We start from the raw sequence: 23,218 nt of genomic DNA, 5'->3' as shown, positions 1-23,218 counted from the left end.
ATTGTTGTATGGTTTTTGCACTTTTAAGTGAAAAATTTAGATATGGCTTATACAGTAATTTCAATATTCCCTGCTAATGCAGATGTAGAAGGAATAAAAAAAGAACTACAGAATCAAGGATTTAAAGAAGCGGATATCATTGTTTCAAAATCAAAATTAGAAAACGGAACATCGGCAGATGATTACGAAGAAGATGAGAAGACAAAAAGTTTTTGGGACCATATTTTTGTAAATGAAATAGAGCTGCTTACAGCTTATAGAGAAGGAAGTATAGGTAAAATTAATATAATCGTCTATACGGAAAATATAGAGGATGCCAGAAAAGCAAAGGTCATTTTAAATGAAAGTGGTGCTATAGAAGTTAAAAAAGAAGCACAGAATACGGATCAATCAACAGATAAAGATACTGCAGGTTTACCGGAAGACGTTTATAAAGGGATCATTGCTAAAGCAAAACACAACGTTTATTTTCTGGACCCGGAAAGAGTATACCGTCCTAACAGTAGGGGCATGGATGCAAGAATGGATACTTTCGGCTCTAAAGATTAAAGTAATACATGCAGATAAAAAGCTTCAACAGGTTTCCTGTTGAAGCTTTTTATTTTTCAAAAATTTATAATTAAATGATTACTTTTCAGAAAATTGTATATATTTGCACCTGAAAATAAAGTTTAACCAATTTAAAAACAACGAAGCAAATGTTCAAATTTCAAAAGAATTCTACAGTTGGATTGCCCCTTATGGTGGTAAGGCTTCGTGGTTTGGTACATTCATAGAACAATAGTATATTGAAATATCAGAACCCGGAGTCGTGTAGATTTCGGGTTTTTTATTGCGCAATATTTCAAACCTAAGTTTCCCCGAAATCTTTTAATCATTTTTTTGTCTTCCAAATAATTCAGGAGAAATGAAATTTCATTAATACATAGAAATTTTTATTCAATCCGTTTTACTGGAAAGGCTACAATAGGATCATTCAGACGGAAGAAAAATCTCTGCCTGTTATGATGTTATTACAAATCAACTAAAATAATAGTTGAATGGTGTCTGTATGCTTAGAGGTCTATGATTCAGCATCTGACATCTCATATCTAAATTTAAAACAATGGGAAATTTAAAACTTAAAGGAAAAGATATATTAAAATTAGGCTATCCAAATAATCAAAGTGTCAATATAGCTTTGGAAGTCATGAAAAGAAATTTTGCAACAAAGAATATCCATTATGTTAAAGCACTTTTAAAAGAAATTATGCTTCATCCGGAGAACTTTGAGAAAGATTTGACCTTCGGACAAATTGCAGAGGCCTTACTTTCTTCAAAAAAGACAGAAAAGAGAATGCTGAATACACAAAGAGCATCATTTCAGATATTTGGTAACCATATTTCTGAAGAAGCAAAGAATCAGTTATATACTGCTTTAAAATTACCAATAGCAACTCAGGGAGCCCTGATGCCTGATGCACATATTGGTTACGGACTTCCCATAGGAGGAGTGCTTGCCGTTGAAAACGCAGTGATTCCTTATGGAGTGGGAATGGATATTGGCTGTAGAATGAGCCTTAGTATTTTGGATACACCTATTTCATATCTGGACGGCGCTAAAGATAAATATGAAAAAGCGTTGGCTGAACATACCAAATTCGGGATGTATGAAACCCATAAATCACATATTGAACATGAGATCTTTGATCGTGATACATTTGATTTAATTCCTATTTTAAGGAGATTAAAAGGAAAAGCAATCAAGCAAATGGGATCTTCTGGCGGGGGAAATCATTTTGTAGAATTTGGGGAGGTTGAAATTACAGAGGAAGAAGCACAGATAGGTCTGCCGAAAGGAAGATATCTGGGTATTCTTTCACACAGCGGTTCGCGTGGATTGGGAGCGGAGATAGCACAGTACTATTCAAGGGTTGCGATAGAGCAATGTCCTTTACCTAAAGAAGCTCAAAATTTTGCATGGCTGGATCTGAATACCCATATGGGACTTGAATACTGGACAGCAATGAACCTTGCAGGGGATTATGCTTCAGCATGCCATGATGATATTCATAGGAGGCTTGTAAAAGCCGTAGGAGGAAGAGTGAAAGCAAGAATTGAGAACCACCATAATTTTGCATGGAAGGAAATTCATAATGGAAAAGAGGTAATTGTCCACAGAAAAGGGGCTACTCCTGCCAATGAAAATGAGCTGGGGATGATTCCCGGATCTATGACAGCAAAGGGATTTATTGTTCGTGGAAAAGGAAACCCTGATGCGCTCAATTCTGCTTCTCATGGTGCAGGAAGAGCGTATTCCAGAGGAGAGTGCAGGAATATGTTCACCCAGAATGATATTAAAAAAGAGCTCAAGCTAAAGAATGTTGTGCTTATGGGTGGAAATGCAGAAGAAGCTCCTATGGCATATAAAGACATCAATGAGGTCATGAACGCACAAAGTGGATTGGTGGATATTCTGGGAACATTTCAACCACGGATCGTGAGAATGGATAAATAATCAAATGATAGTTTTTAGTTGTCAGGTAAGAAATTTAGCTGGCAACTATTAACCATCAATTTTTAATTAAAAAAAGAGAAATGGGAGCACCACATAATATAAAAAGATACGGCGAAGTCTGGCCGGAATTTAGAATTCAATACGGACTTGAAATTTTAGAAAAATTAAAAAATAAAATCATTTTATCGGGAGGCTGGGCCTGGCACTTTATGTCTGAAAAAGGACATACAGAGTATAAACACGCCCATGATCATAAGGATATTGATGTTTTTGTAAAGAAAGAAGATGTTGCGGATGTGGTAATGCTGCTTGTGAAAGAAAGCTTTCAGAAGGTATGGACGCGATATGACCATCTGCCAAGTGAGGAAAATTTTAGGAGATATGAAAAAACAATAGAATTGGAAAGCGGGAAGTTCCATAGAATTACCATCGATTTTTTTGAAAGGGATGACCTGGAAACCATATTAGCCAATGGATTTACGGTTGTAAAGCCTGAAGTGTTGCTTACTTTTTACAGAAATATTCATTCCAGTGACAAATGCTGGGCAGTGATAACCGCCAGGGATTTGTTGGAAAAAGGAATTGATCCAGTGGGGCACCCCAGATTAAGTGAAATACCAAAATAAAATGGACAAACTTATACAAATCACTTCGGGAAGAGGACCTTTAGAATGCCAATGGGTAGTTGCTAAAGTTTTGAAAGTATTCCTTGAAGAAATAAAACAGGAAAAAATACAATACGAAATCATCCACAGAGAAAACGGGGATGAAAATCTGACCCTAAAATCGGTTACCCTTCTTTTAAAAGGAAAGGATACATCCGGATTTTTAAAAAACTGGTTGGGAAGTATCTGTTGGAGCGGAAGAAGTACCTTTAGAAAACTGCATAAACGGAGCAACTGGTTTATTGGAATCTTTGAAATTGAAAATACTCACGAAGTGGGTTTTAGCGAAAAGGATATTCAGTTCCAAACGACAAGAAGCCAAGGAAGCGGAGGGCAAAATGTCAATAAGGTAAATACTGCGGTAAGGGCGACCCATCTTCCGACAGGAATAAGTGTTTTTGCACAGGATTCAAGGTCGCAGTTGGAGAATAAAAAACTTTCTGTTATGAGATTAAAGGAAAAAGTAATGGAATTAAATATTCAACAAATGGCCAATAGGATGCAGGAAACCTGGACCCATCATCTGCAGGTACAAAGGGGAAATCCTATCCGTACTTTTTCAGGGACGGATTTTAAACATAATTATAAAGATAAATCCTTTAAAAAAACAAGGAGCAGTCTTAAGAATGAACTTAAAAATTTAAAAGATGACCTTAACTAAAAATAAATATTATTTTGAAGCATTGGATAACTATCCATATAATCTTCCTTCTTGTCTGGAAGCTCTGAACTATGCTTTATCCTACGATCCGGAAGACGCCGACAGCCTTTGCCTGATGGGGAGAATATACAGTGAAATGTTAACAGATTATGAAAAAGCAAAATTATATTTTGCGGAGGCAATGTTTCATAATGTTTCAAATCTTAATACTCCCCAATATTATATTAAATGTCTTTTAGATAATGAAGATCTTGATGAGGCAGAAAAATTGATTGAGTACGCTTTAAAGATCAAAGGGATTGATAAGTCCAGAATATTAATTCATAAATCTTTATTGTTTGAGATCAGATTGGAATATAGGAAAGCTTTGAAACCATTAAAAGAAGCCAGAAAATACAGCTATAATAAGGAAATGATTGATATTCTTGAAGAACGGGTTAAATTTATTAAATCAAAAATGCCGAAAAAATAAAGAATTTGAACATAAGAGTATTTTTTTGATTAAAAGCAGTAGTTTTCATTAAGGATATTCTGTAAAAATTGTATATTTATTGCTTAAAAATTATATTTATGAGTAAAAAATTATTTTTATTGCCTGTGTCTGTGGTGATGCTTTTTTGTTTTGATAAAATGAACGCTCAGAATTCTGAAAATATCATTCATGATTTTTACAAAAGAAATGGACAGCTAAATTTAAAGAGCGGTAATAATAGCCAGGTTGGGATTGAGATTTTAAATAATGATTCTTCCAAAAGTTTGAACGCTAATATTTTGGATGTTCAACAAACTTACAATGGACTTAGGGTTTATAATGCTTTAGGCAAAGTCATTATAAAAAATGATAAGATCATTTCCGAAAAAAATACCTTTAGTAGAAATATTGTTATTGCTAATCAGCCAAAAGTTTTGAAAAGCCTTTCAAAGGAGTTTCTCAAGCAGCAATTGGGATTACGCGAAATCGCAAACATAGATTATTTGACAGATGTGTATTTTGAGAAAAATGGATTATATATTTTATCTAAAGAGTTATTTGTTTCAGATAAAAATACGTCAGATGTTTGGCATGTAATTGCCAATGCGAGTAGTGGAGAAATACTTAGTAAGGATAACCTGACACTTGATTGTAGTTTTGAACGGAATATCCATCCGCACGAAGCCTCTAACGGATTGGAGGCAACTGAAAAGATGAATAATGCACAAATGCTTCAAGGAGTGGCTAATAAAATCCCAAATACAAAGTTGGTTAATAGCTTGTTTCCTCCTTCCAATGCTTCCTATAATATTTTTCCTTTACCTCTGGAAGCTCCCACATTTGGTTCTCGTTCAACTATTAATAATCCATGGGATGTACAAGCCTCTCCCGAGGGATGGCATTCGGATGGGACAAATAATTACACAAACACGAGAGGAAACAATGTTTATGCCTATTCAGATCAAAATAATGCCAATGTTCCAGGATATTCACCAGATGGAGGAAGTACGCTTAATTTCGATTTTCCTTTTGCAGATGGAAGGTATGATGATCCTTTTGCCTACAAAGACGCTGCTATCACCAATTTGTTTTATATGAACAATAAAATGCATGATATATTTTATAAATTCGGATTCACAGAAACGGCGAGAAACTTTCAGACGAATAACTTTAATAATGGTGGAATAGGGAATGATGCCGTGAGAGCAGAGGCTTTTGATGGAAGTGGACTTAACAATGCTAATTTTAGTTCAGGTTATGAAAGAGTTGTTGGAGGGCAGCCCCAGGTTTTAGCGCCTAGAATGCAGATGTATCTTTATGATAGAACACAGACTCCTGATGATCCTATCATAAGGTATCAATACAACAGTCCTGCATCAATTACTAGCAGGCCAAAAGTATTAACAGGTGGAGCAGGATTTGGACCGGTTTTTGGCCCGCCAGTGACAGGAGACCTCATTGTTTCATCACCTACAGATGCATGTACAGCGCCAGCGCCGGGTAGTCTTACAAACAAAATTGCAATTGTAACAAGTACAAGTTGTGAGTATGGTCTCAAAGTATTGAATGCTCAGAATGCAGGTGCTGTTGGTGTAATAGTCTATAGACCTTCTAATGACACTCCCACAAGCATGGGTGCTGGATCCTATGGATCTCAAGTCAATATTCCTTCTATAAACATTGGGAAAACAGAGGGGCTTTTTCTGGTTGGAGAGCTTAACAATGGCAATGCTATTAATGCCACATTGGACTTTGATTATGATGGATTTAAGCATTCGAGTTTTGATAACGGAATTATTGCTCATGAATACGGTCATGGTATTTCAAATAGATTAACCGGTCAGGGATACAGTTGTCTATCGACAACTAATACCATTGAACAAATGGGGGAAGGATGGTCAGACTACTTTGCCTTGATGCTGACTACAAGACCAGGTGACACATCATCCTTAGCAAGAGGTGTAGGAACTTATCCGAAAGGGCAGCCAGTTACAGGAGTTGGGATCAGACCGGCTAAGTATTCTCCGGATTTTTCTGTAAACGGGTATACATATAATAGTACCAATACTGCTGTCGTTCCTCATGGTGTAGGATTTATTTGGGCTACCATGCTCTGGGATCTTACCTGGAAGTATGTTGAAAAGTATGGATATAATAGTGATGTATTGGCAAACCCAACATCCGGTAATGCAAAAGCATTACAGATAGTGGTTGATGGGCTTAAGCTGCAACCATGTAGTCCAACCTTTATTGATGGTAGAGATGCTATTCTTCAAGCTGATGCTATAGGAAATGGAGGAGAAGATAAATGTATGATTTGGAAAGCATTTGCCAAAAGAGGATTAGGAGTAAATGCTTCTGCGGGAAGTAAAACGGTGGGAACTGATCAAGTAGAAGATTTTACTATTCCATCGGACTGTGATAGTGTGCTTGCAACCAAGGAAAGTAATCTTGCCGATAATCAATTTATTATATTCCCTAATCCTACTTATGATGAGTTCTTTGTTGGAAATATAAATAAATCAAAAGATGAAGTGGAAATAAGGGTATTTGATATGTCGGGAAAAGTGGTGATTACTGATTCAAGAATGCCAGAATCTAAAAAAGCCATTTCTACAAAAAGTTTTCCTAAAGGAGTATATATGGTTCATATTAAACAAGGACTTAAAAGTCAAATTGAAAAGTTAATTGTAAAGTAAAAAACAATTGTTAAGATTAGAATAAGGTTGTTTCAAGAGCACTTTTACTTTCGAAATTCTGTCTGATGGCTTTGTCATTCTGGAGATTGGAGAGTATTGTTGATCTTTTGAGACAGCTTTTTTTGTAGCTTTAATGTATGGAACTGCGTTTTGAAATCAAATCCCTTCGATTAAAATAAACTTTCTCAATAGCTTATGGTAATTATAACACCAGAGAAAGTTTGGTTATCGAATTATCTCACCATAATTGTAAAGGATATGGAGAGTGTGTTGCCATCGATTATTATAAGATTAATCTGACCATGTTGGTTTCAAAATTAAATGAAATCCGTTCCGGAATTGAAGCACGAAAAATTGAACACCCAAAAGAATTTTATCAGTTTCTTTCTTTTTCAGATTTACACCCCTTTTTAAAATCTGCCTTAGATTGCGCCTATTGGGACCTTTTCGGAAAACTTGAAAATAAAAGTTTTATGGAGCTCAATGATCTTTCTTCAACAAATTTAGTGGATAGTTCCATTACTATATCTATAGGAACTATCGGTGAGCAAATCGAAAAAATCGAAAAAAGCAGCTGGAATAAGTTTAAGGTGAAATGCAGTGGTTTACAAAAGGATGGTGTAACCAGACTTTTACAATTGGACAGGAATATCGCTCTGGATTCAAATGCCAGCTTTACGGATGATGATTGTTTATGGCTTCAGGGAAATTCCGATGTGCGAAAATTCACATACCTTGAGCAGCCAAGACCTATCGGTCATTATCAGGTTTTAGAAAAAAATGCTTATGCTAACTGGATGGCAGACGAGGACTGTCAGGAGATGGGTTCTTTAGAAAATTTAATACCTTATTATAGAAGTGTCAATATCAAATTAATGAAATGCGGAGGTTTGACCCCTGCTTTAGAAATGATAAGAAAAGCCAGAAGTTCAGGTTACAAAGTAATGATAGGATGCATGACAGAATCTACAGTTGGGATTTCTGCAGGGTGTGTTTTAACCGGACTTGTCGATTACGTTGATCTCGACGGGGCAAATCTGATCTCCAATGATTATGCTACTGGGAACTTTGTAGAAAAGGGTATCATAATTTTATCGGAGAAACCTGGATTGGGAATAGAGTTAAAAAAATAAGCTTTCATTTGAAAGCTTATTTTTTATTTACAGAAATCAGATAATCATACACCATTTGATGCTGATCATCAGTCAGTTTAGCTTTTGGAGCCATTCTGCTTAACGTTTTGATCCATCCCTGGTCGTCGTGTTTTGCAGGATCCGGTAATTGATGGCATTTGTTGCAGGAATTTTCAAAAATGGTTTTTCCCTGAGTCAGTTGTTCAGAAGCTGTATATTTCGGTCCTGTTACCGCTACACTTTTCGGTCCGCACGAAATCATAAATGCAGATCCTAAAATAATACTTAAAACTAACTTTTTCATTGTAATATTTTTAGATGTGATTATTTTTTTACAGAAACAATATAATCATATACCCATTGATGCTGCTCGTCAGTGAGTTTTGCTTTTGGAGCCATAGAGTTCATAATTCCTACCCATTGAACCGGATTATGTGATGTGGGATCCGGTAGTTTATGACATCTCGTACAAGAGCTTTCAAAAATGGTCTTTCCCTGAGCGATTTGTTCAGCAGTAGATACTGCAGGGCCTATAGCTGAAGTTGCTGTTGATGATTTTGAGGTGCATGATGATACCAGAACAGCAGTAAAAAATGCTATAGCGATTATTTTTTTCATTGTTTCTTATATTTGATTGATAACAAATGTAGCAAATTCCTTATGCTATTGATAAAATCAGGTGTAGTTTTAATTTAGAAGAAATAAAATTAAAAGAGCTTTATGAGGTAGTTTGATGCTTATTTTTATATTTTTGACCTAATGAAATTTTCAACAGAAGACTTGGTGGAAGGAATACGATCAGGAAATAAACGTCTGATCGCAAAAGCTATTACTTTAGTTGAAAGCAAAAAAGCCGAACATCGCCTCCAGGCAGACGAATTACTGAAGGCAATCATGCCATTTACGGGAAATTCCATACGGATCGGAATTACTGGAGTTCCGGGGGCAGGAAAATCTACTTTCATTGAAAATTTTGGACGACTGGCTATTGCTCATGATAAAAAAGTGGCAGTTCTTGCTATTGACCCGAGCTCGGCAATTAACAAAGGAAGCATTCTTGGAGATAAAACAAGGATGGAAGAGCTGGCAAAAGAAGAAAACGCTTTTATCAGGCCTTCCCCGAGTTCCGGATTTTTAGGAGGTGTTGCCAATACAACCTTTGAAACCATGATGATCTGTGAAGCTGCAGGATATGATTATATCCTTATTGAAACTGTAGGGGTAGGACAATCTGAAGTTCTGGTTGCCGATATTACAGACGTATTCCTGTTTCTTAAGATTATTGGAGGAGGAGATGAGCTTCAGGGGATCAAAAGAGGGATCATGGAGATGGTAGATATTATTTTTATTAACAAAGTTGACGAAAGTAATTTACAAAAAGCAAAAACTACCAAACTTGAATTAAAAAGGGCGCTTGATTTTATTCCCCCAAAAGAAAAAGGCTGGAAAGTTCCTATTTTATTGGGTTCTGCACTTCATAATGCAGGCCTGGATGAAATCTACGGTACAATAGCTGAATTTATTGATCTTAAAAAGAAGTCCGGAACATTTGATGAAATCAGAATTCAACAGGCAGAAAAGCGGTTTGAATATTGGGTTCAGGAATATATTTTATCCATGATGAAGAAGAGTGATTCCGTAGAAGAAGCTTATTTGTATCATAAAAAAAATGCTTCAGCAATGGTTTCCAACCCAAGTACTGAAGCTAAATTGTTTGTAGAAAGATTTTTATCTAACGGGACTCGTGAAAATTAAGGAGCAGATTCAGGGTCGTTCTTAGAAACAAATCCATCATATGATATAGGCTGCCTGTCATTACTTCGTACAGCAGTAAATGCTTTTCCGTTTTTATAAACCTCAATAATGATCTCGTCTACATTGTTTACATCATTAGGCTTAACTCTTACAATCCAGTTTCCTTTTTTATTCTGTGATTTATTGACCGTATAATCTTTCGAAGTGAACCTGTAGCTGTTGCCGCTGGTATTACCATAAGTAGGATTAAATAGTCTTCCGAAATAAGGAAGGGTAACTTCTAACTTGTTTTTTCTCAGTTCTACCGTGTAGTTGCCGTTAAGCTGAAGAATTCTTGTCGATGTTGAGTTGGGCATAGAATTCATAATGTTGATGACATCATAGTTGGTAGGGTTTGCGCGTTCTGCGTGGAACGTAAATTCCTGCGAATTAATCAGCAAATCCGTAGTTTTAGAATCGCCGGTATTTTGTGAAGAACAACTTTGAAAAAAGAAGATAAATCCCAAAATATATATAAGTGAAATATATTTTTTCATGACCTTAATAATTATTAAATTTAAATAGCAAAATGTATGCAAATATATAGGTTGTAAAACTTTTTGGAATAATAATTGTTAAAGTTGAATTATTAACACTTAAACTATGAAATTAACTTATCTATTAGGAATAGGAGCAATTGCTTTATCAGTTGTAGCTTGTACCACGAACCCTATTACGGGTAGATCTTCGTTGCAGTTGGCAAATAATTCTGAAATATTAACGATGTCATCTCAGGAGTATAGAACAACATTGTCCAAATCAAAGATTATATCAGGGACGGCAGATGCTAAAAGAGTGGTAAATGTAGGAACAAGAATAAAAGGAGCTGCTGAAAGATACTATCAAAGTATTGGAAGATCTGCAGATCTGGCAAATTATAGCTGGGAGTTTAACCTTCTTCAGAGTAATGAATTAAACGCCTGGTGTATGCCTGGTGGAAAGGTAGCTGTATATACAGGAATATTACCGGTAACTAAAAATGATAACGGACTGGCAGTAGTTTTAGGCCATGAGGTTTCTCATGCTTTGGCAGGACATGGAAATGAAAGAATTTCCCAGGCAATGGTAGCGCAATACGGCGGGACTATATTAGGCGGAACTATTTCTAATTCCCAATGGGCTAATATTTTTCAGAAAGTATATCCGATTGGTTCGCAGGTAGCTTTGTTAAAATATGGAAGAAATCAAGAGTCGGAAGCTGATCAGATGGGATTGTATCTGATGTCTATGGCCGGATATGATCCAAGGGAGGCAATTCCTTTCTGGAACAGAATGGAAGCTGCATCTTCTGGAAGCAGACAGCCGGAGTTTCTTTCTACTCACCCAAGCCCGGGAACCAGAATATCAGATATTCAAAAAGATTTACCAAAAGCATTGGAATATTACAAAAATGCAGGTGGGAAAATTTAATCAAATTCAGCTTTGCTAAAATTTCACTACATTAGTAAAGACTAAATCACCAAAAACACAACATTATGAAAAGTATATCAATTACAGGCCTTATACTTTTAGCAGTATCAGCTTTACTTTTTTATTTAACAACAGACTTTGCTGTTGAACAGATCAAGCTTTCTCATATTATGGGAATTATGGGAGGAATCGGGATTGGGCTTATCATAGGTGGAATGGTAGGCTATCTGAGTAAAGGATCTGCTATTAAAGAAGAGCAAAGAAGAAGGGAATTTAAGCAGCTACAGAAAGAGAAAGAAGAGTTGGAAAAACACGCTGTGGAAATTGCAAAACGACAAACAGAATTAGAAAACCAAAATAAAAATCCTCAGGTATAATACCTGAGGATTTTTTAATAGTTGTTATTTTCTTTCGGTTAAAATTTATAACCCAAACCTACCATAAAGAGATTAGGGCGATTATCATATCTGATTTCTTCACCAGATACTCTGTTTACAAAATTTCTTTGATCTTTACTAAATGCACCTTCATATCTTGCGTTGATAAGAAGTTTTTTAATTTCAAGCTGAGCTCCGAACTGGTATCCTACAGTAAAATTATCTCTCGCATTTTCTTTAAAATCATTAAATGTATCCTCCTTAGCCAGGTTATAGCTGGCAACAGGCCCAATGAATACACCCAGCATATCTCCTAATACTTTATGACCTACAAGTACCGGTAAATCGATACGGTTGTTTTTAACATCGAATGTAGTATTAGAAACAGGATCTGTGAATTCATTTTTAAAGGTGGTGTAATACAATTCCGGCATCAGGAAAAATGCCATCGGAAGGTTAGCTTTTAATGAAAGTCCAATATTAAATCCTACATTATTCTTTCCCTTATTGTCTATTGCCGCACTTGCCGTATTGGAGATATTTTTCCACGATGGAGATCCCGTTGGAAAAATTAAGTTTGCCTTACCTGCAAGAGAAATCTGTGCAGAAGCAAACATCGAAAGGCTTAATAGCGCTATACTAAATATTTGTTTCATTTTCGTCTAGTTTTGTGATCGTATTATCAATAGTTTTATTATTTTCAAGTAAATACACCCTCAATTCTTTAAATAGCTCTGAAGAATAAACGAAGTCAATAAGATTTTTATTGCCTGCTGTAATCAGAATGTCTTTATTTCCTTCCCACTCTTTAATTCCTAATCTCAGATAGACAATCTTTTCACCTATCGTCATTACGGAGTTCATATCGTGTGTATTAATGATCGTTGTAGTGTTATATTCTTTTGTTATTTCGAGCAATAGATCATCTATTACATTGGATGTATAGGGATCCAGTCCTGAATTTGGCTCATCACAAAACAAGTATTTAGGATTGTTCACAATGGCTCTTGCAATGGCCACCCGTTTTTGCATTCCTCCGGAAATTTCGGATGGAAATTTTTTGTTGGCTTTATCGAGATGTACTCTTCCAATAACTTCAAAAACTCTTTTTTTCTTTTCCCTGAAACTTAAATTGGTAAACATATCAAGAGGAAACATAATGTTTTCCTCCACTGTAAGAGAGTCAAACAAAGCGCTTCCCTGGAATACCGTTCCGATTTCCGATCGCAGGTGCTGCTTTTCTTCACGGGTCATTGTATTGATGTCTTTACCATCAAAAAGAATTTCACCTGAGGAAGGCTGATATACATTTAATAAACTCTTAAGAAATACTGTTTTTCCCGATCCACTTTGCCCGATAATCAGATTTACTTTCCCTTTATCAAAAGAAGTTGAAATTCCTTTAAGTACTTCAACATCATCAAAACTTTTTTTAAGATTTTTTACCTCAATCATTAGCTTAATATTAATTGGGTTAATATTAATTCGGAAATGATAATAAATACCATTGTCCAAACCACGGCTTGTGTACTCGCTCTACCTACTTCCAGTGAACCACCTTTTACGAAGTAACCGAAGTATGAAGGAACTGTTGCAATAACAAAAGCGAAAACGATCGTTTTTATAAATGCATAGTAAACGAATAAATTAGGCATATACATCTGTATCCCCGTAATATAATCGGATTCCGTCCAGTTTCCTGTTAAAATTCCGGCAATATATCCACCGCCTATACCAAACACAATACTGATTGCAATAAGAAGCGGGTTAAAAATGATACACGCAATTATTTTAGGGAGTATCAGAAAATTGGGTGAGTTAACTCCCATGATATCCAATGCATCGATTTGTTCTGAAACCCTCATTGTACCTATACTGGATGCAATATATGAGCCTACTTTTCCCGCCAGAATCAAACTGATAATGGTGGGTGAAAATTCCAGTACAAGTACTGCTTTTGTAGCGTATCCCACGAACGAAGTAGGAATGGGAAATGAAGAAGCATCAAAGTTGTTGAACATTTGGATGGCAACTACCGCTCCCACGAATATAGATGTAAAGATAACCAACCCGAATGAGTTGACTCCTAAATCATTGATTTCTCTCATGAACAGCTTCCAGAAAACCCTCATTTTCTGAGGTTTTTGCATAGATTTACCAAGAAGAATAATGTATTCCCCTACGGCTGTGAAAAACTTTTTTAACATTCTGCTAAATTAGACTTTTTTTATTAAGCATTCTTTATTTTGCGTTTTTATCTCCACCTAAAACCAGTAAAATAGTTTTCAAAATGATGATAAGATCCAGGATGAAGCTCCAGTTTCTTACATAGAAGGCATCAGCCAGTATCCGCTTTTTCATTTCAACCTCCACATCCCCGGAATCACCCCTGAGCCCGTTTACCTGTGCAAGACCTGTAATCCCTGGATTTACAGTACTTCTAAGACTATATCTTCCTATTTTGGGTTTATAATAATTATCTACTGCCAGCATATGAGGACGAGGTCCTACAATTGACATCTCTCCCCTTAATACATTAATAAACTGTGGCATCTCATCCAAGCTTGTTTTTCTGAGAAACTTACCAATCCCTGTGATCCTTGCGTCATTTTCCGATGTTGTTCTCGTTGTTGACTCATCATTCACCACCATTGTTCTGAATTTTATACAGCTAAATACTTCTTCATGAAAACCATATCTTTTCTGTATGAAAAAAACAGGCCCTTTTGACGTCAGCTTGATAAAAATTGCAATTATCGGAAATAGCCACAAGCAGATACCTATCATAACCACAAGTGAAAAAACGATATCAAACAATCTTTTTAAAAGGTAATTGGAATAATAATCCAAAGGATACTTTGCCTGATTGAGAACCGGCTGAGTCTCTACATATCCCAGGTCGTAAGCAAAAAGATCAGTCTGAGATATATTAGGGATCAGCGAAATATGCACCTTGCTTGCTTCAGCTAATCTGAAAATTTCATCCTCCATCTGAGAGGTAAATGTATTTTCCAGTGGCAGAAATAATGTATGTATTCCATTGCTCTTCCAGAAGGACTGAAGCTCTTGGGTCTGAATTATTTCAGTAGGGTATTCAAAAATTCTGTATCCGAAGTCTTTCCTTTCATTCAATATGTTTTTCAAAACATTCGTAGAGCTGTTCTCACTTAGAAACATCACATTCCTATTGTTAATTCCTATAGATCTCAGATATTTTATTCCAAAATAAATAATGGATTTTGTAATCAATATAAAAGAAAACAGGTACAGCGACAACCAAGAAAGCTCTGAACTGAAAAATTTATTATTACTTACCTTTCTTATTAATACAAGACCAATTACAAACAATATAAAATGAGTAACAATACGTTCTATAAAAGTAGTGTAGGTAAGGTTTCTTCTTATATTGTAAATTTTGGTTCTTCCACTCAGCAGAATCCAAAAAGAGATCAACAAAAGCAATGGGAACGAATTTTCGTACCAAATATCCTTGTCGTGTATAAGATCCCGGTTTCTGCTTAAAAAAAAGAAAATAAAAACAGATGCAATAACCAAAAGGTCAAGCAAAAGGATAATCGATTTTAAATATCTAGAGTATCGAATTCTCTGCATCTATCGCTATATAAGGGATGTCAGGAGCTAAGATATGTAATTTTTACGGGATATTAAGATATTTATGCGTCTGAACTGAGGCCTGCCATTCCGGATTTGCTAAAATGAAATCAGTAATTTTCGGATACATTTCATCACGTTTACTCCATTCACTTTGAAGATACAGCTTACAATCTTTTGAAACCTTAGCAGCTTGCTCCTGTGCAAATGCAAAATCGTGATTATTGAAAATAATTACCTTCAGTTCACTGGCTTTCTCATATACATCTTCTTTTGGAAGACCTGTTTTCTTTGGAGAAAGGGTGATCCAGTCCAGTTGTCCACTTACAGGATAAGCCCCCGAAGTTTCAATGTGTATGGTACATCCCAAGCCCTTTAGCTTGGAGGTTAAAATATCCAGATTCCACATCAAAGGTTCGCCACCGGTTAAAACGATGGTTTTACAATGTTTTGCTGCTGTTTCTGCAATTTCTTCAGCATTCATCAATGGGTGAAGATCAGGATTCCAACTTTCCTTTACGTCACACCAATGGCAACCCACATCGCAGCCACCCAATCTTATAAAATAAGCGGCTTTTCCTGTGTGTGCTCCTTCACCTTGTAAAGTGTAAAAATGCTCCATCACAGGGAGCATTTTACCTTCATTTAATAAAATATCTTCTTCTTTATTCATTTTTAAATTAGTCGTTATAGACTGAAGTTTTATAAGCAATGATGGTGTTTTTCATCAACATAGCTCTTGTCATGGGACCAACTCCTCCGGGAACAGGTGTAATCCAGCTCGCTTTTGCAGCACAGCTGTCAAAATCTACATCACCTGCCAGATAATATCCTTTGGGAGAGTCATCATCCACTCTGGTAATTCCTACATCTACGATTACAGCACCGTCTTTAATCATTTCTCCCTTTAAGAAATGAGGATCTCCCAAAGCCGTAATGACAATGTCTGCTTTTTTAGTATATTCTTCAATGTCCTTGGTATAAGAGTGTGTAAGGGTAACAGTAGAATTTCCAGGGAAGTCTTTTCTTCCCATCAAAATACTCATGGGTCTCCCTACGATTTTACTTCTTCCGATAATTACACAGTCTTTACCTTTAGTTTCAATATTATATCTTTCTAACAATGTTAAAATTCCAAAAGGGGTAGCAGGTAAGAAGGTATCCATTTCCAATGCCATTTTCCCGAAATTTTCAGGATGGAATCCATCAACATCTTTTCTTGGATCAATAGCATTAATGATTTTCTCCTGATCAATCTGATCCGGTAAAGGTAACTGAACGATGAATCCATCCACAGCTTTAGATTTATTCAGCTCATCTATTTTTTCCAGTAATTCAGATTCGGAAACCGTACTCGGGAATTTAATAAGGCTGGATTGAAAACCTACTTCCTCGCAATCCTTTACTTTAGCATTTACATAAGCCTTGCTTGCTCCGTTGTTTCCAACAAGGATGGCCACCAAATGAGGTGCTCTTCTTTTGCTTTCAAGAATCTTTTCAACTTCTGTCTTGATTTCTGCTTTTATTTCTTTGGATACTTTTAGTCCGTCAAGAATTTCTGCCATTTTACTTTTTTATTAGATATTTACTTTCTTTATTTATTGTCCTTATAATAATTGATCAGCCCGTTAGTCGAACTATCGTGTGACCCAATAGTTGCATCATTCTCCAGTTCAGGTAGAATTTTGTTGGCTAATACCTTTCCAAGCTCTACTCCGAATTGATCAAAACTGAAGATATTCCAGATCACTCCCTGAACAAAGATTTTATGCTCATACATTGCTATTAACTGGCCTAATGAAAAAGGAGTTAATTCTTTGAATAATATGGAGTTAGTTGGTGTGTTTCCGTGGAAGACCTTGAAGTTTAACAGCCTTTCTATTTCCTCATCCGATTTTCCTGAATTTCTTAATTCTTCCTCTACTTCTTCTTCATTTTTTCCAAAAGCAAGCGCTTCCGTCTGAGCGAAAAAGTTAGCCAGTAGTTTGTCCTGGTGATCAGAAACCTTATTACTACTTTTTGCATAGGCTATAAAATCAGCAGGAATTAATTCCGTACCCTGGTGGATCAGCTGATAGAATGCATGCTGTCCATTTGTTCCTGGCTCTCCCCAGATAATAGGACCTGTTTCATATTCCACAAATTCACCATTTCTGTCTACGCATTTTCCGTTGCTTTCCATATCTCCCTGTTGTAAGTACGCAGCAAATCTGTCAAGATACTGGGAGTAAGGCAAAATAGCATAAGTAGTTGCAGCATAAAAATTACGGTACCAGATGCCAATGAGACCCATTAAAACCGGAATATTTTCTGAAAAGTCCGTGTTCTGGAAGTGTTGATCGGTATCAAAAGCTCCTTTTAACAATTCTTCGAAGTTTTCATAACCTACTGCCAGAACAATACTTAATCCGATAGCACTCCAAAGAGAATATCTTCCGCCAACCCAGTCCCAGAATTCAAATATGTTATCTTCTGCGATTCCGAAGCTTTTAACTGCTTCGATATTAGTGGATAAAGCTACGAAATGTTTGGCAACGTCATCCTGCTTTCCAGCTTGTAAAAACCAATCTTTTGCAGAGTTGGCATTAGTCATTGTTTCCTGGGTTGTAAAAGTTTTGGAAGCAACGATAAACAGAGTTGTTTCAGGATTTAAATTTTTAACGACTTCTGCAATATGGTTTCCGTCCACATTAGATACGAAATGAACGTCCAGCCTTGTTTTGAAGTGTTTTAGCGCAGAGCATACCATCACAGGACCAAGGTCAGAGCCTCCGATTCCGATATTAACTACATCCGTGATTTCTTTTCCGCTGAATCCTTTGTGCTCTCCGGAAATTATTTTCTCGGAAAAAGATTTCATATGGTCAAGGACTCTTCTGATGTGAGGCTTTACATTTTCTCCATCTACCAAAATTTCCTTATCCGAAAAATCCCTTAAAGCTGTATGAAGAACTGCTCTCCCTTCTGTTTCATTGATTTTGTCACCACTAAACATTTTAGAAATGGCGTCTTTTAGCTGGCATTCTTCAGCTAAATTCAACAACAATTCTTTAGTCCTTGAATCCATCAGGTTTTTAGAGTAATCAAAAAGAAAATTTTCTTTTTTTATTGAGAACTCTTCAAAACGATTTTCATTGTATGCGAAAAGGGTTCTTAAGTCGAAATCATTTCCTGCAAAGTGTTCATCAAGGGCTTTCCAGCTGTTGGTGTGTATGGGATTTATTTTTGATAGCATATGTTCAAAGTTAAAATTCTAGGTTGAGAATCAATAATTTTATTGGAATCTTGAGATTAAAATGCAAATTTAAGGAAAAATAAAACCTCCGGGAAAAATTGGCCATGGTAAAATGTAAAATTATGGTGATCATCCGGATGTTGTATCCTTTTCATGATTGTTGTGCCAGGAAGTGAGATTAATATTTGTTAATTTTCAATATATTATAAATTGATAATTAGTTTTTTACGGGAACCTTTGTATATTTATACGCCGTTACGTAATTCTGAATAATGCATCTCTCGCATTAACCACAAAGCCTTTTAAAAGAGGTGAAACCGTGAATACATATCACTTAAATATATCGTTAAATGAAAAAAATTATTAAAATCACAGTATTATTACTGGTGTATAACCTGGGATTCGGCCAGACCAATTATTATGTAGATAAAGCAAACGGAAGCGATAACAATAACGGAAGCAGCACCGCTCCATGGAAAACAATACAAAAAGCAGCCACTAAGGCTACTCCAAACAGTATTGTGAATATTAAGGCAGGTACTTATTACGAAAATGTTGTTATCAACGTAAGTGGAACTAGTGGAAACTATATTACTTTTAAAAATTATGCCAATGATAATGTAATCATTGACGGAACAAATACCCCGGGAAGTACTCTGTTGACGGTGACGAATAAAAGTTTTTTGAAATTTGAAAACCTGACCATCCAAAACAAAACAGTAAATGATGCGCAGGGAGTGCTTGTTCAAACAACGGGAATCGGTTCATCTACAGATCTCACGTTCAAAAACATAAAGGTTACAAAAATTAATTGGAATGCAAATAAAGATATACCGGTTAATCCTAATAATAATGCGCAGGGCTTTATTGTGTATGGTCGTAATGGCGGAATTACCAATCTTACGATAGACGAATGCAAGGTGTTTAATAATATTTTGGGTTATAGTGAAGCATTGGCTGTAAATGGAAATATAGATGGATTTATAGTCAAAAATTGCAAGGTATACGATAATACAAATATCGGAATTGATATCCTAGGACATGAGGGTACAGCATCAAATACGTCATTAGATGAAGCCAGAAATGGAGTAGTGATTAATAATGAGTGTTATAATAATGTTGCAAAGTATGCAACTTCCGCAGGGATTTATGTTGATGGCGCGAGGAATATTACTATAGAAAGAAATAAAAGTTATCAAAATGGATATGGAATTGAGGTCGGAGCTGAGCGAGATGGGATTGTTCAGCAAATTACTGTAAAAAACAATTTAATATATAAAAATAAAGAAGCAGGGCTTTCGATAGGAGGGTTTGATGATAATACCACAGGTCAGGTTATTAATAGTGTTATCCGAAACAATACATTTTTACAAAACGACACTGCGAATAAAGGATCTGGAGAAATTTCGATGAGCAAAGCTTCTAATTGTACTTTTGAGAACAATATTTTTTACACTGGCCCGGAAAATTTATTGATGTTTATAGATAACAAGAGTCCACAATCGAACAATACTTTTAATTATAATTGTTGGTATACTCCAAATAATGATCAAAATGATATCGCAGTAGATTGGAGAGGAACAACCTATGATACATTTGCAGCGTATAGATCTGCAACTGGCCAGGACGCCAATTCTCTTTATGCTAATCCAAGTTTGGTATCCATTTCAAGTACAACACCTATTGTAAAATTAAATGCAGCAAGTGTTTGTATAAATAAGGGAAAACCAACTACTGCTATTACTTCAGGCGAATTGGATTTTTATGGAGCTGGGAGAATTTCAAATACAATTATCGATATAGGGGCAAGTGAGTACAGTGCTACATTAGGTACTACAACCAATGAAATTTTAAATTTTGGAACGATTTCCCCTAACCCATCAAGTGGTATTTTTAATTTTGAATTAGATGCAGATAAAAAGCCGTATTTTATAACTGTATATAATATGGGTGGACAAGAATTAAAAAAATATAACTTTTTAACGAACCGGTTTTCCATAGACTTATCGGGGCTTACGGAGGGGACTTACTTTGTTAAAATGCAAAATAAGAATGGAGTGTCTTCTAAAAAAATTATAATAAAAAAATAACCATATAAATAGAAGAAAACCTCCGATTTTATTCGGAGGTTTTTAAAATCTAAAATTATAGTGATAACCCAAAGGTTAGGATAGCATTGTGTTATTATGAAATGGGTGGGTTCGTCTTTTGAATAGGTTTTCGTCTTCTGATACAATAGATGATCACTGCTGCGATTAATAAAACCGGCCAAATGGTGATCAGTCCTACTGCAATTTTTTGAATAAGATAAAACCCTTCTACAAAGGCATTCTTAGCATCATAGATAAAATTGAATTTGTATTTATTATCAATATTTTTAGTATTCGTTATGGCAATTTCCGCAATCCGGTACTTAGGTTCTTTAATGTAAATGTCAATTGTACTATATTTCAGATTGTCAGTAACTTCAAGATTAGCGAGTTGCTGAAGATTGCCTTCGGACATATTGTCGTCGTCCAGTTTTACCTTGTCCTTGTTATTCTTCAGCTGAGTGATATTTTCACCTGTTTTTTTGATCCTTCTTCCTTCTAGTTCTGCGTATTTTATGCTCGATGTTACATCTTCTGCATTGATTGATCGAAAGTTTAGGAATAGCTTTTTGTTGTTAATCAAGGTTAAGAATTCTCCTAATTTTGGCGTAGGAACACGTACCTGCATAGCATTTTCAGTCTGGTATTTTTTTACAAGTATGGCGTCTTCATTGGAAGTATTATAAGTGTCCTCTGAAATTATATTGCTTCGTAAGTTACTATGTGTAACAAATCCTCCCAGATCCTGCACTGATTTTTCAATTGAAACGGTTGCATCATAAACGTCTTTTACCTCCATATTGACATCTGCAGTTTTAATGAACTGTTTGTCTTTTATCTTCATTGTTGCAGCAGAAGATACACTATCGGATACCATGAACGAAGCAGAGTCTGTAGCATTTGCCGTTTCGTAATCTGCTGCTACCGCTTCTCCTTTTTTACACGAGTAAATACCTAATAAAAGAACAGCAGCCATAGATAATTTAATGTAAGTAGTTTTCATAATATTTATTTTTGTTGATACCAAAGTTCAGATGGAATGGTTTGTAAAGTTTGAAAATCACAAGTAAAAACTTTGTAAATAGAAAATGATATTTAATTCATTGTAAGTCATGTATTTGTAAAATAAAGATGGTTGTAAGAATTAAATTTCGGAGTGATTTTTGTATATCTTTTACAAATTAAATCACAACTGTAAATATGTCGAATACTTTTTCCAAAATCAGAAATGCTATAGAATTATTCAGATCAATAGATTTTGATCAGTTAAGTGCAATATCCAGAAAAGTAGATCTTCCGAAGCTGATGCATAATTTCTCAAAATTAGATGACAAACAATTAGGAGGTTTAATGAAAATGCTGGATTCCGATAAAAAGAAGAAAGAGCTACCGCCCATTGACGGTGACTTTTACGATATTTATCATACGCTTACGCCTGAACAAAGAGAAATACAGCTAAAGGTCAGGGCATTTATGGAAAAGGAAGTTAAGCCTTTGGTTAATCATTATTGGTTAAGAGATGAATTTCCTTTTGAATTGATACCTAAATTCCAGAAACTGAATATTTGTGGGGTCACCTATGAAGGATATGGTTGCCCCGGAATGCCTTTCCTAATGGAGGGGGTTATTGCAATGGAGATGGCGAGAATTGATGCTTCAATAGCTACTTTTTTTGGGGTGCAGTCAGGATTGGCAATGGGATCCATTTATATATGTGGTTCTGAAGAGCAAAAGCAAAAATGGCTTCCTCAGATGCAAAAGTTTGAAAAAATAGGAGCTTTCGGATTAACGGAACCTGAAGTAGGATCCGGCGCAGCAGGAGGATTAACTTCTACATGCAAGAAAACGCCTGAAGGATGGATTCTTAACGGAGAGAAAAAATGGATTGGAAATGCTACGTTCGCTGACTTGGTGATTATCTGGGCAAGAGATGTCGATAGCGGAGAGGTGAAAGGATTTATTGTAGAAAAAGATAATCCGGGGTTCTCTGTTGAAAAAATTAAGGGAAAAATGGCTCTTCGTATCGTACAAAACGGATTAATCACTTTAAAAGATTGTCTTGTAACTGAAGAAAACAGACTTCAAAATGCTAATTCTTTTAAAGATACAGGTAAAGTATTGAGAATGACAAGGGCCGGAGTGGCCTGGATGGCGACAGGTTGCGCAAGAGGTGCTTATGAAAGTGCATTAGACTATACCACGAAAAGAGAACAGTTTGGAAGACCCATTGCTTCTTTTCAGATGATTCAGGGGCATTTGGTAGAAATGCTGTCTAATCTTACTGCGATGCAGACGTTGGTTTTCAGGCTTTCTGAAATGCAGGACGAAGGGATTTTAAAGGATGAACATGCTTCACTGGCAAAGGTTTTTTGTACTTTACGTACAAGGGATATTGTATCCAGAGCCCGTGAGGTAATGGGTGGGAATGGGATCCTGTTAGAATATGATGTTGCAAGATTTGTGGCAGATGCCGAGGCAATATATTCTTATGAAGGAACTAAAGAAATCAATTCACTAATTGTCGGTAGGTCTATAACAGGCTTTAGTGCATTTGTATAAAAAAAGACTGCAAT

The 23,218-nt window shown here is 35.8% G+C and carries 23 protein-coding genes; 12 read left to right on the top strand and 11 right to left on the bottom strand.

The window, feature by feature from the left end; genetic code table 11:
* Positions 1 to 42: 42 nt before the first annotated feature.
* From ACNFU2_RS13025 to ACNFU2_RS12995, 7 genes are all read left to right on the top strand, one after another.
* Positions 43 to 549, top strand: coding sequence for a hypothetical protein (locus ACNFU2_RS13025; RefSeq protein ID WP_273650079.1), 507 nt, complete (start codon positions 43 to 45; stop codon positions 547 to 549).
* A 556-nt stretch (positions 550 to 1,105) separates the two neighbouring features.
* Positions 1,106 to 2,497, top strand: a complete 1,392-nt coding sequence (locus tag ACNFU2_RS13020) for an RtcB family protein (protein ID WP_273650077.1) — start codon at positions 1,106 to 1,108, stop codon at positions 2,495 to 2,497.
* A gap of 80 nt (positions 2,498 to 2,577) precedes the next feature.
* Positions 2,578 to 3,123, top strand: coding sequence for a hypothetical protein (locus ACNFU2_RS13015; protein ID WP_273650075.1), 546 nt, complete (start codon positions 2,578 to 2,580; stop codon positions 3,121 to 3,123).
* Between the two features lies 1 nt (position 3,124).
* Positions 3,125 to 3,823 (top strand): peptide chain release factor H, encoded by a 699-nt coding sequence (gene prfH / locus ACNFU2_RS13010; RefSeq protein ID WP_306613029.1) that lies wholly within the window; start codon positions 3,125 to 3,127, stop codon positions 3,821 to 3,823.
* Positions 3,810 to 4,295, top strand: coding sequence for a hypothetical protein (locus tag ACNFU2_RS13005; protein WP_273650071.1), 486 nt, complete (start codon positions 3,810 to 3,812; stop codon positions 4,293 to 4,295). The genes prfH and ACNFU2_RS13005 overlap by 14 nt, the downstream gene beginning before the upstream one ends.
* Positions 4,296 to 4,393: 98 nt before the next feature.
* Complete coding sequence (locus ACNFU2_RS13000) at positions 4,394 to 6,994, top strand: T9SS-dependent M36 family metallopeptidase (protein WP_273650069.1); 2,601 nt, start codon at positions 4,394 to 4,396, stop codon at positions 6,992 to 6,994.
* Between the two features lie 221 nt (positions 6,995 to 7,215).
* Positions 7,216 to 8,127 carry an enolase C-terminal domain-like protein gene (locus ACNFU2_RS12995; protein WP_418121972.1) on the top strand — a complete coding sequence of 304 codons (912 nt, stop codon included), beginning with the start codon at positions 7,216 to 7,218 and terminating at the stop codon, positions 8,125 to 8,127.
* A 16-nt stretch (positions 8,128 to 8,143) separates the two neighbouring features.
* Here the strand turns inward: ACNFU2_RS12995 and ACNFU2_RS12990 are convergent, their stop codons facing one another.
* Together ACNFU2_RS12990 and ACNFU2_RS12985 are read right to left on the bottom strand one after the other, a co-directional pair.
* Positions 8,144 to 8,431, bottom strand: coding sequence for a cytochrome C (locus tag ACNFU2_RS12990; RefSeq protein WP_273650065.1), 288 nt, complete (start codon positions 8,429 to 8,431; stop codon positions 8,144 to 8,146).
* A gap of 20 nt (positions 8,432 to 8,451) precedes the next feature.
* Entirely contained in the window at positions 8,452 to 8,745 is a 294-nt protein-coding gene (locus ACNFU2_RS12985; protein ID WP_273650063.1) for a c-type cytochrome, read from the bottom strand.
* 141 nt (positions 8,746 to 8,886) lie between these two features.
* On the opposite strand from ACNFU2_RS12985, the gene meaB reads away from it, so the two are divergent.
* Positions 8,887 to 9,882 carry a methylmalonyl Co-A mutase-associated GTPase MeaB gene (gene meaB / locus ACNFU2_RS12980; protein WP_273650061.1) on the top strand — a complete coding sequence of 332 codons (996 nt, stop codon included), beginning with the start codon at positions 8,887 to 8,889 and terminating at the stop codon, positions 9,880 to 9,882.
* Here meaB and ACNFU2_RS12975 read toward each other — a convergent pair.
* Positions 9,879 to 10,418, bottom strand: coding sequence for a DUF4251 domain-containing protein (locus tag ACNFU2_RS12975; protein ID WP_273650059.1), 540 nt, complete (start codon positions 10,416 to 10,418; stop codon positions 9,879 to 9,881). The genes meaB and ACNFU2_RS12975 overlap by 4 nt on opposite strands.
* Before the next feature lie 106 nt (positions 10,419 to 10,524).
* On the opposite strand from ACNFU2_RS12975, the gene ACNFU2_RS12970 reads away from it, so the two are divergent.
* Both ACNFU2_RS12970 and ACNFU2_RS12965 read left to right on the top strand, forming a co-directional pair.
* Positions 10,525 to 11,331, top strand: coding sequence for a M48 family metallopeptidase (locus ACNFU2_RS12970; RefSeq protein WP_172281311.1), 807 nt, complete (start codon positions 10,525 to 10,527; stop codon positions 11,329 to 11,331).
* A 65-nt stretch (positions 11,332 to 11,396) separates the two neighbouring features.
* Positions 11,397 to 11,708 (top strand): hypothetical protein, encoded by a 312-nt coding sequence (locus ACNFU2_RS12965; RefSeq protein ID WP_172281309.1) that lies wholly within the window; start codon positions 11,397 to 11,399, stop codon positions 11,706 to 11,708.
* 38 nt (positions 11,709 to 11,746) lie between these two features.
* Here ACNFU2_RS12965 and ACNFU2_RS12960 read toward each other — a convergent pair whose 3' ends face one another.
* From ACNFU2_RS12960 to pgi, 7 genes are read right to left on the bottom strand one after another with little or no spacing between them, the layout of a single operon-like run.
* Positions 11,747 to 12,364 (bottom strand): outer membrane beta-barrel protein, encoded by a 618-nt coding sequence (locus ACNFU2_RS12960; RefSeq protein WP_172281307.1) that lies wholly within the window; start codon positions 12,362 to 12,364, stop codon positions 11,747 to 11,749.
* Positions 12,348 to 13,163, bottom strand: coding sequence for an ABC transporter ATP-binding protein (locus ACNFU2_RS12955; RefSeq protein WP_172281305.1), 816 nt, complete (start codon positions 13,161 to 13,163; stop codon positions 12,348 to 12,350). Before ACNFU2_RS12955 ends, ACNFU2_RS12960 begins: the two co-directional genes overlap by 17 nt.
* A complete protein-coding gene (locus ACNFU2_RS12950) occupies positions 13,163 to 13,915 on the bottom strand; it encodes an MlaE family ABC transporter permease (protein WP_172281304.1) in 753 nt (250 codons plus the stop codon). The genes ACNFU2_RS12955 and ACNFU2_RS12950 overlap by 1 nt, the downstream gene beginning before the upstream one ends.
* Positions 13,916 to 13,949: 34 nt before the next feature.
* Positions 13,950 to 15,320, bottom strand: a complete 1,371-nt coding sequence (locus ACNFU2_RS12945; RefSeq protein ID WP_273650055.1) for an exopolysaccharide biosynthesis polyprenyl glycosylphosphotransferase — start codon at positions 15,318 to 15,320, stop codon at positions 13,950 to 13,952.
* Between the two features lie 43 nt (positions 15,321 to 15,363).
* Entirely contained in the window at positions 15,364 to 15,993 is a 630-nt protein-coding gene (locus ACNFU2_RS12940; protein WP_172281292.1) for a 7-carboxy-7-deazaguanine synthase QueE, read from the bottom strand.
* A 7-nt stretch (positions 15,994 to 16,000) separates the two neighbouring features.
* On the bottom strand, positions 16,001 to 16,885 hold the full coding sequence (locus tag ACNFU2_RS12935) for a bifunctional 5,10-methylenetetrahydrofolate dehydrogenase/5,10-methenyltetrahydrofolate cyclohydrolase (RefSeq protein ID WP_172281290.1): 885 nt from the start codon (positions 16,883 to 16,885) through the stop codon (positions 16,001 to 16,003).
* 29 nt (positions 16,886 to 16,914) lie between these two features.
* A complete protein-coding gene (pgi, locus tag ACNFU2_RS12930; RefSeq protein ID WP_172281288.1) occupies positions 16,915 to 18,555 on the bottom strand; it encodes a glucose-6-phosphate isomerase in 1,641 nt (546 codons plus the stop codon).
* A gap of 350 nt (positions 18,556 to 18,905) precedes the next feature.
* On the opposite strand from pgi, the gene ACNFU2_RS12925 reads away from it, so the two are divergent.
* A complete protein-coding gene (locus ACNFU2_RS12925) occupies positions 18,906 to 20,645 on the top strand; it encodes a T9SS type A sorting domain-containing protein (protein WP_273650051.1) in 1,740 nt (579 codons plus the stop codon).
* Positions 20,646 to 20,739: 94 nt separating this feature from the next.
* Here ACNFU2_RS12925 and ACNFU2_RS12920 read toward each other — a convergent pair whose 3' ends face one another.
* On the bottom strand, positions 20,740 to 21,648 hold the full coding sequence (locus ACNFU2_RS12920; RefSeq protein WP_273650049.1) for a DUF4349 domain-containing protein: 909 nt from the start codon (positions 21,646 to 21,648) through the stop codon (positions 20,740 to 20,742).
* 197 nt (positions 21,649 to 21,845) lie between these two features.
* Between ACNFU2_RS12920 and ACNFU2_RS12915 the strand changes: the two genes are divergently transcribed.
* Positions 21,846 to 23,204, top strand: coding sequence for an acyl-CoA dehydrogenase family protein (locus ACNFU2_RS12915; protein WP_418121965.1), 1,359 nt, complete (start codon positions 21,846 to 21,848; stop codon positions 23,202 to 23,204).
* The last annotated feature ends 14 nt before the right edge of the window (positions 23,205 to 23,218 follow it).

This window comes from Chryseobacterium sp. PTM-20240506 (assembly GCF_048296755.1).
In the GTDB taxonomy this organism is placed as follows: domain Bacteria; phylum Bacteroidota; class Bacteroidia; order Flavobacteriales; family Weeksellaceae; genus Chryseobacterium; species Chryseobacterium proteolyticum.
The sequence above is the reverse complement of the archived record's forward strand: the minus strand, read 5'-3'. Positions and strand labels throughout refer to the sequence as shown.

Coding starts and splice junctions, on each gene's coding strand:
- ACNFU2_RS12950 (WP_172281304.1), bottom strand. CDS start 13,915: ATGTTAAAAAAGTTTTTCACAGCCGTAGGGGAATACATTATTCTTCTT.
- ACNFU2_RS13015 (WP_273650075.1), top strand. CDS start 2,578: ATGGGAGCACCACATAATATAAAAAGATACGGCGAAGTCTGGCCGGAA.
- prfH (WP_306613029.1), top strand. CDS start 3,125: ATGGACAAACTTATACAAATCACTTCGGGAAGAGGACCTTTAGAATGC.
- ACNFU2_RS12925 (WP_273650051.1), top strand. CDS start 18,906: ATGAAAAAAATTATTAAAATCACAGTATTATTACTGGTGTATAACCTG.
- ACNFU2_RS12945 (WP_273650055.1), bottom strand. CDS start 15,320: ATGCAGAGAATTCGATACTCTAGATATTTAAAATCGATTATCCTTTTG.
- ACNFU2_RS12935 (WP_172281290.1), bottom strand. CDS start 16,885: ATGGCAGAAATTCTTGACGGACTAAAAGTATCCAAAGAAATAAAAGCA.
- ACNFU2_RS13025 (WP_273650079.1), top strand. CDS start 43: ATGGCTTATACAGTAATTTCAATATTCCCTGCTAATGCAGATGTAGAA.
- ACNFU2_RS12955 (WP_172281305.1), bottom strand. CDS start 13,163: ATGATTGAGGTAAAAAATCTTAAAAAAAGTTTTGATGATGTTGAAGTA.
- ACNFU2_RS12985 (WP_273650063.1), bottom strand. CDS start 8,745: ATGAAAAAAATAATCGCTATAGCATTTTTTACTGCTGTTCTGGTATCA.
- pgi (WP_172281288.1), bottom strand. CDS start 18,555: ATGCTATCAAAAATAAATCCCATACACACCAACAGCTGGAAAGCCCTT.
- meaB (WP_273650061.1), top strand. CDS start 8,887: ATGAAATTTTCAACAGAAGACTTGGTGGAAGGAATACGATCAGGAAAT.
- ACNFU2_RS12920 (WP_273650049.1), bottom strand. CDS start 21,648: ATGAAAACTACTTACATTAAATTATCTATGGCTGCTGTTCTTTTATTA.
- ACNFU2_RS12970 (WP_172281311.1), top strand. CDS start 10,525: ATGAAATTAACTTATCTATTAGGAATAGGAGCAATTGCTTTATCAGTT.
- ACNFU2_RS13020 (WP_273650077.1), top strand. CDS start 1,106: ATGGGAAATTTAAAACTTAAAGGAAAAGATATATTAAAATTAGGCTAT.
- ACNFU2_RS12940 (WP_172281292.1), bottom strand. CDS start 15,993: ATGAATAAAGAAGAAGATATTTTATTAAATGAAGGTAAAATGCTCCCT.
- ACNFU2_RS13005 (WP_273650071.1), top strand. CDS start 3,810: ATGACCTTAACTAAAAATAAATATTATTTTGAAGCATTGGATAACTAT.
- ACNFU2_RS12960 (WP_172281307.1), bottom strand. CDS start 12,364: ATGAAACAAATATTTAGTATAGCGCTATTAAGCCTTTCGATGTTTGCT.
- ACNFU2_RS12915 (WP_418121965.1), top strand. CDS start 21,846: ATGTCGAATACTTTTTCCAAAATCAGAAATGCTATAGAATTATTCAGA.
- ACNFU2_RS12975 (WP_273650059.1), bottom strand. CDS start 10,418: ATGAAAAAATATATTTCACTTATATATATTTTGGGATTTATCTTCTTT.
- ACNFU2_RS12990 (WP_273650065.1), bottom strand. CDS start 8,431: ATGAAAAAGTTAGTTTTAAGTATTATTTTAGGATCTGCATTTATGATT.
- ACNFU2_RS12965 (WP_172281309.1), top strand. CDS start 11,397: ATGAAAAGTATATCAATTACAGGCCTTATACTTTTAGCAGTATCAGCT.
- ACNFU2_RS13000 (WP_273650069.1), top strand. CDS start 4,394: ATGAGTAAAAAATTATTTTTATTGCCTGTGTCTGTGGTGATGCTTTTT.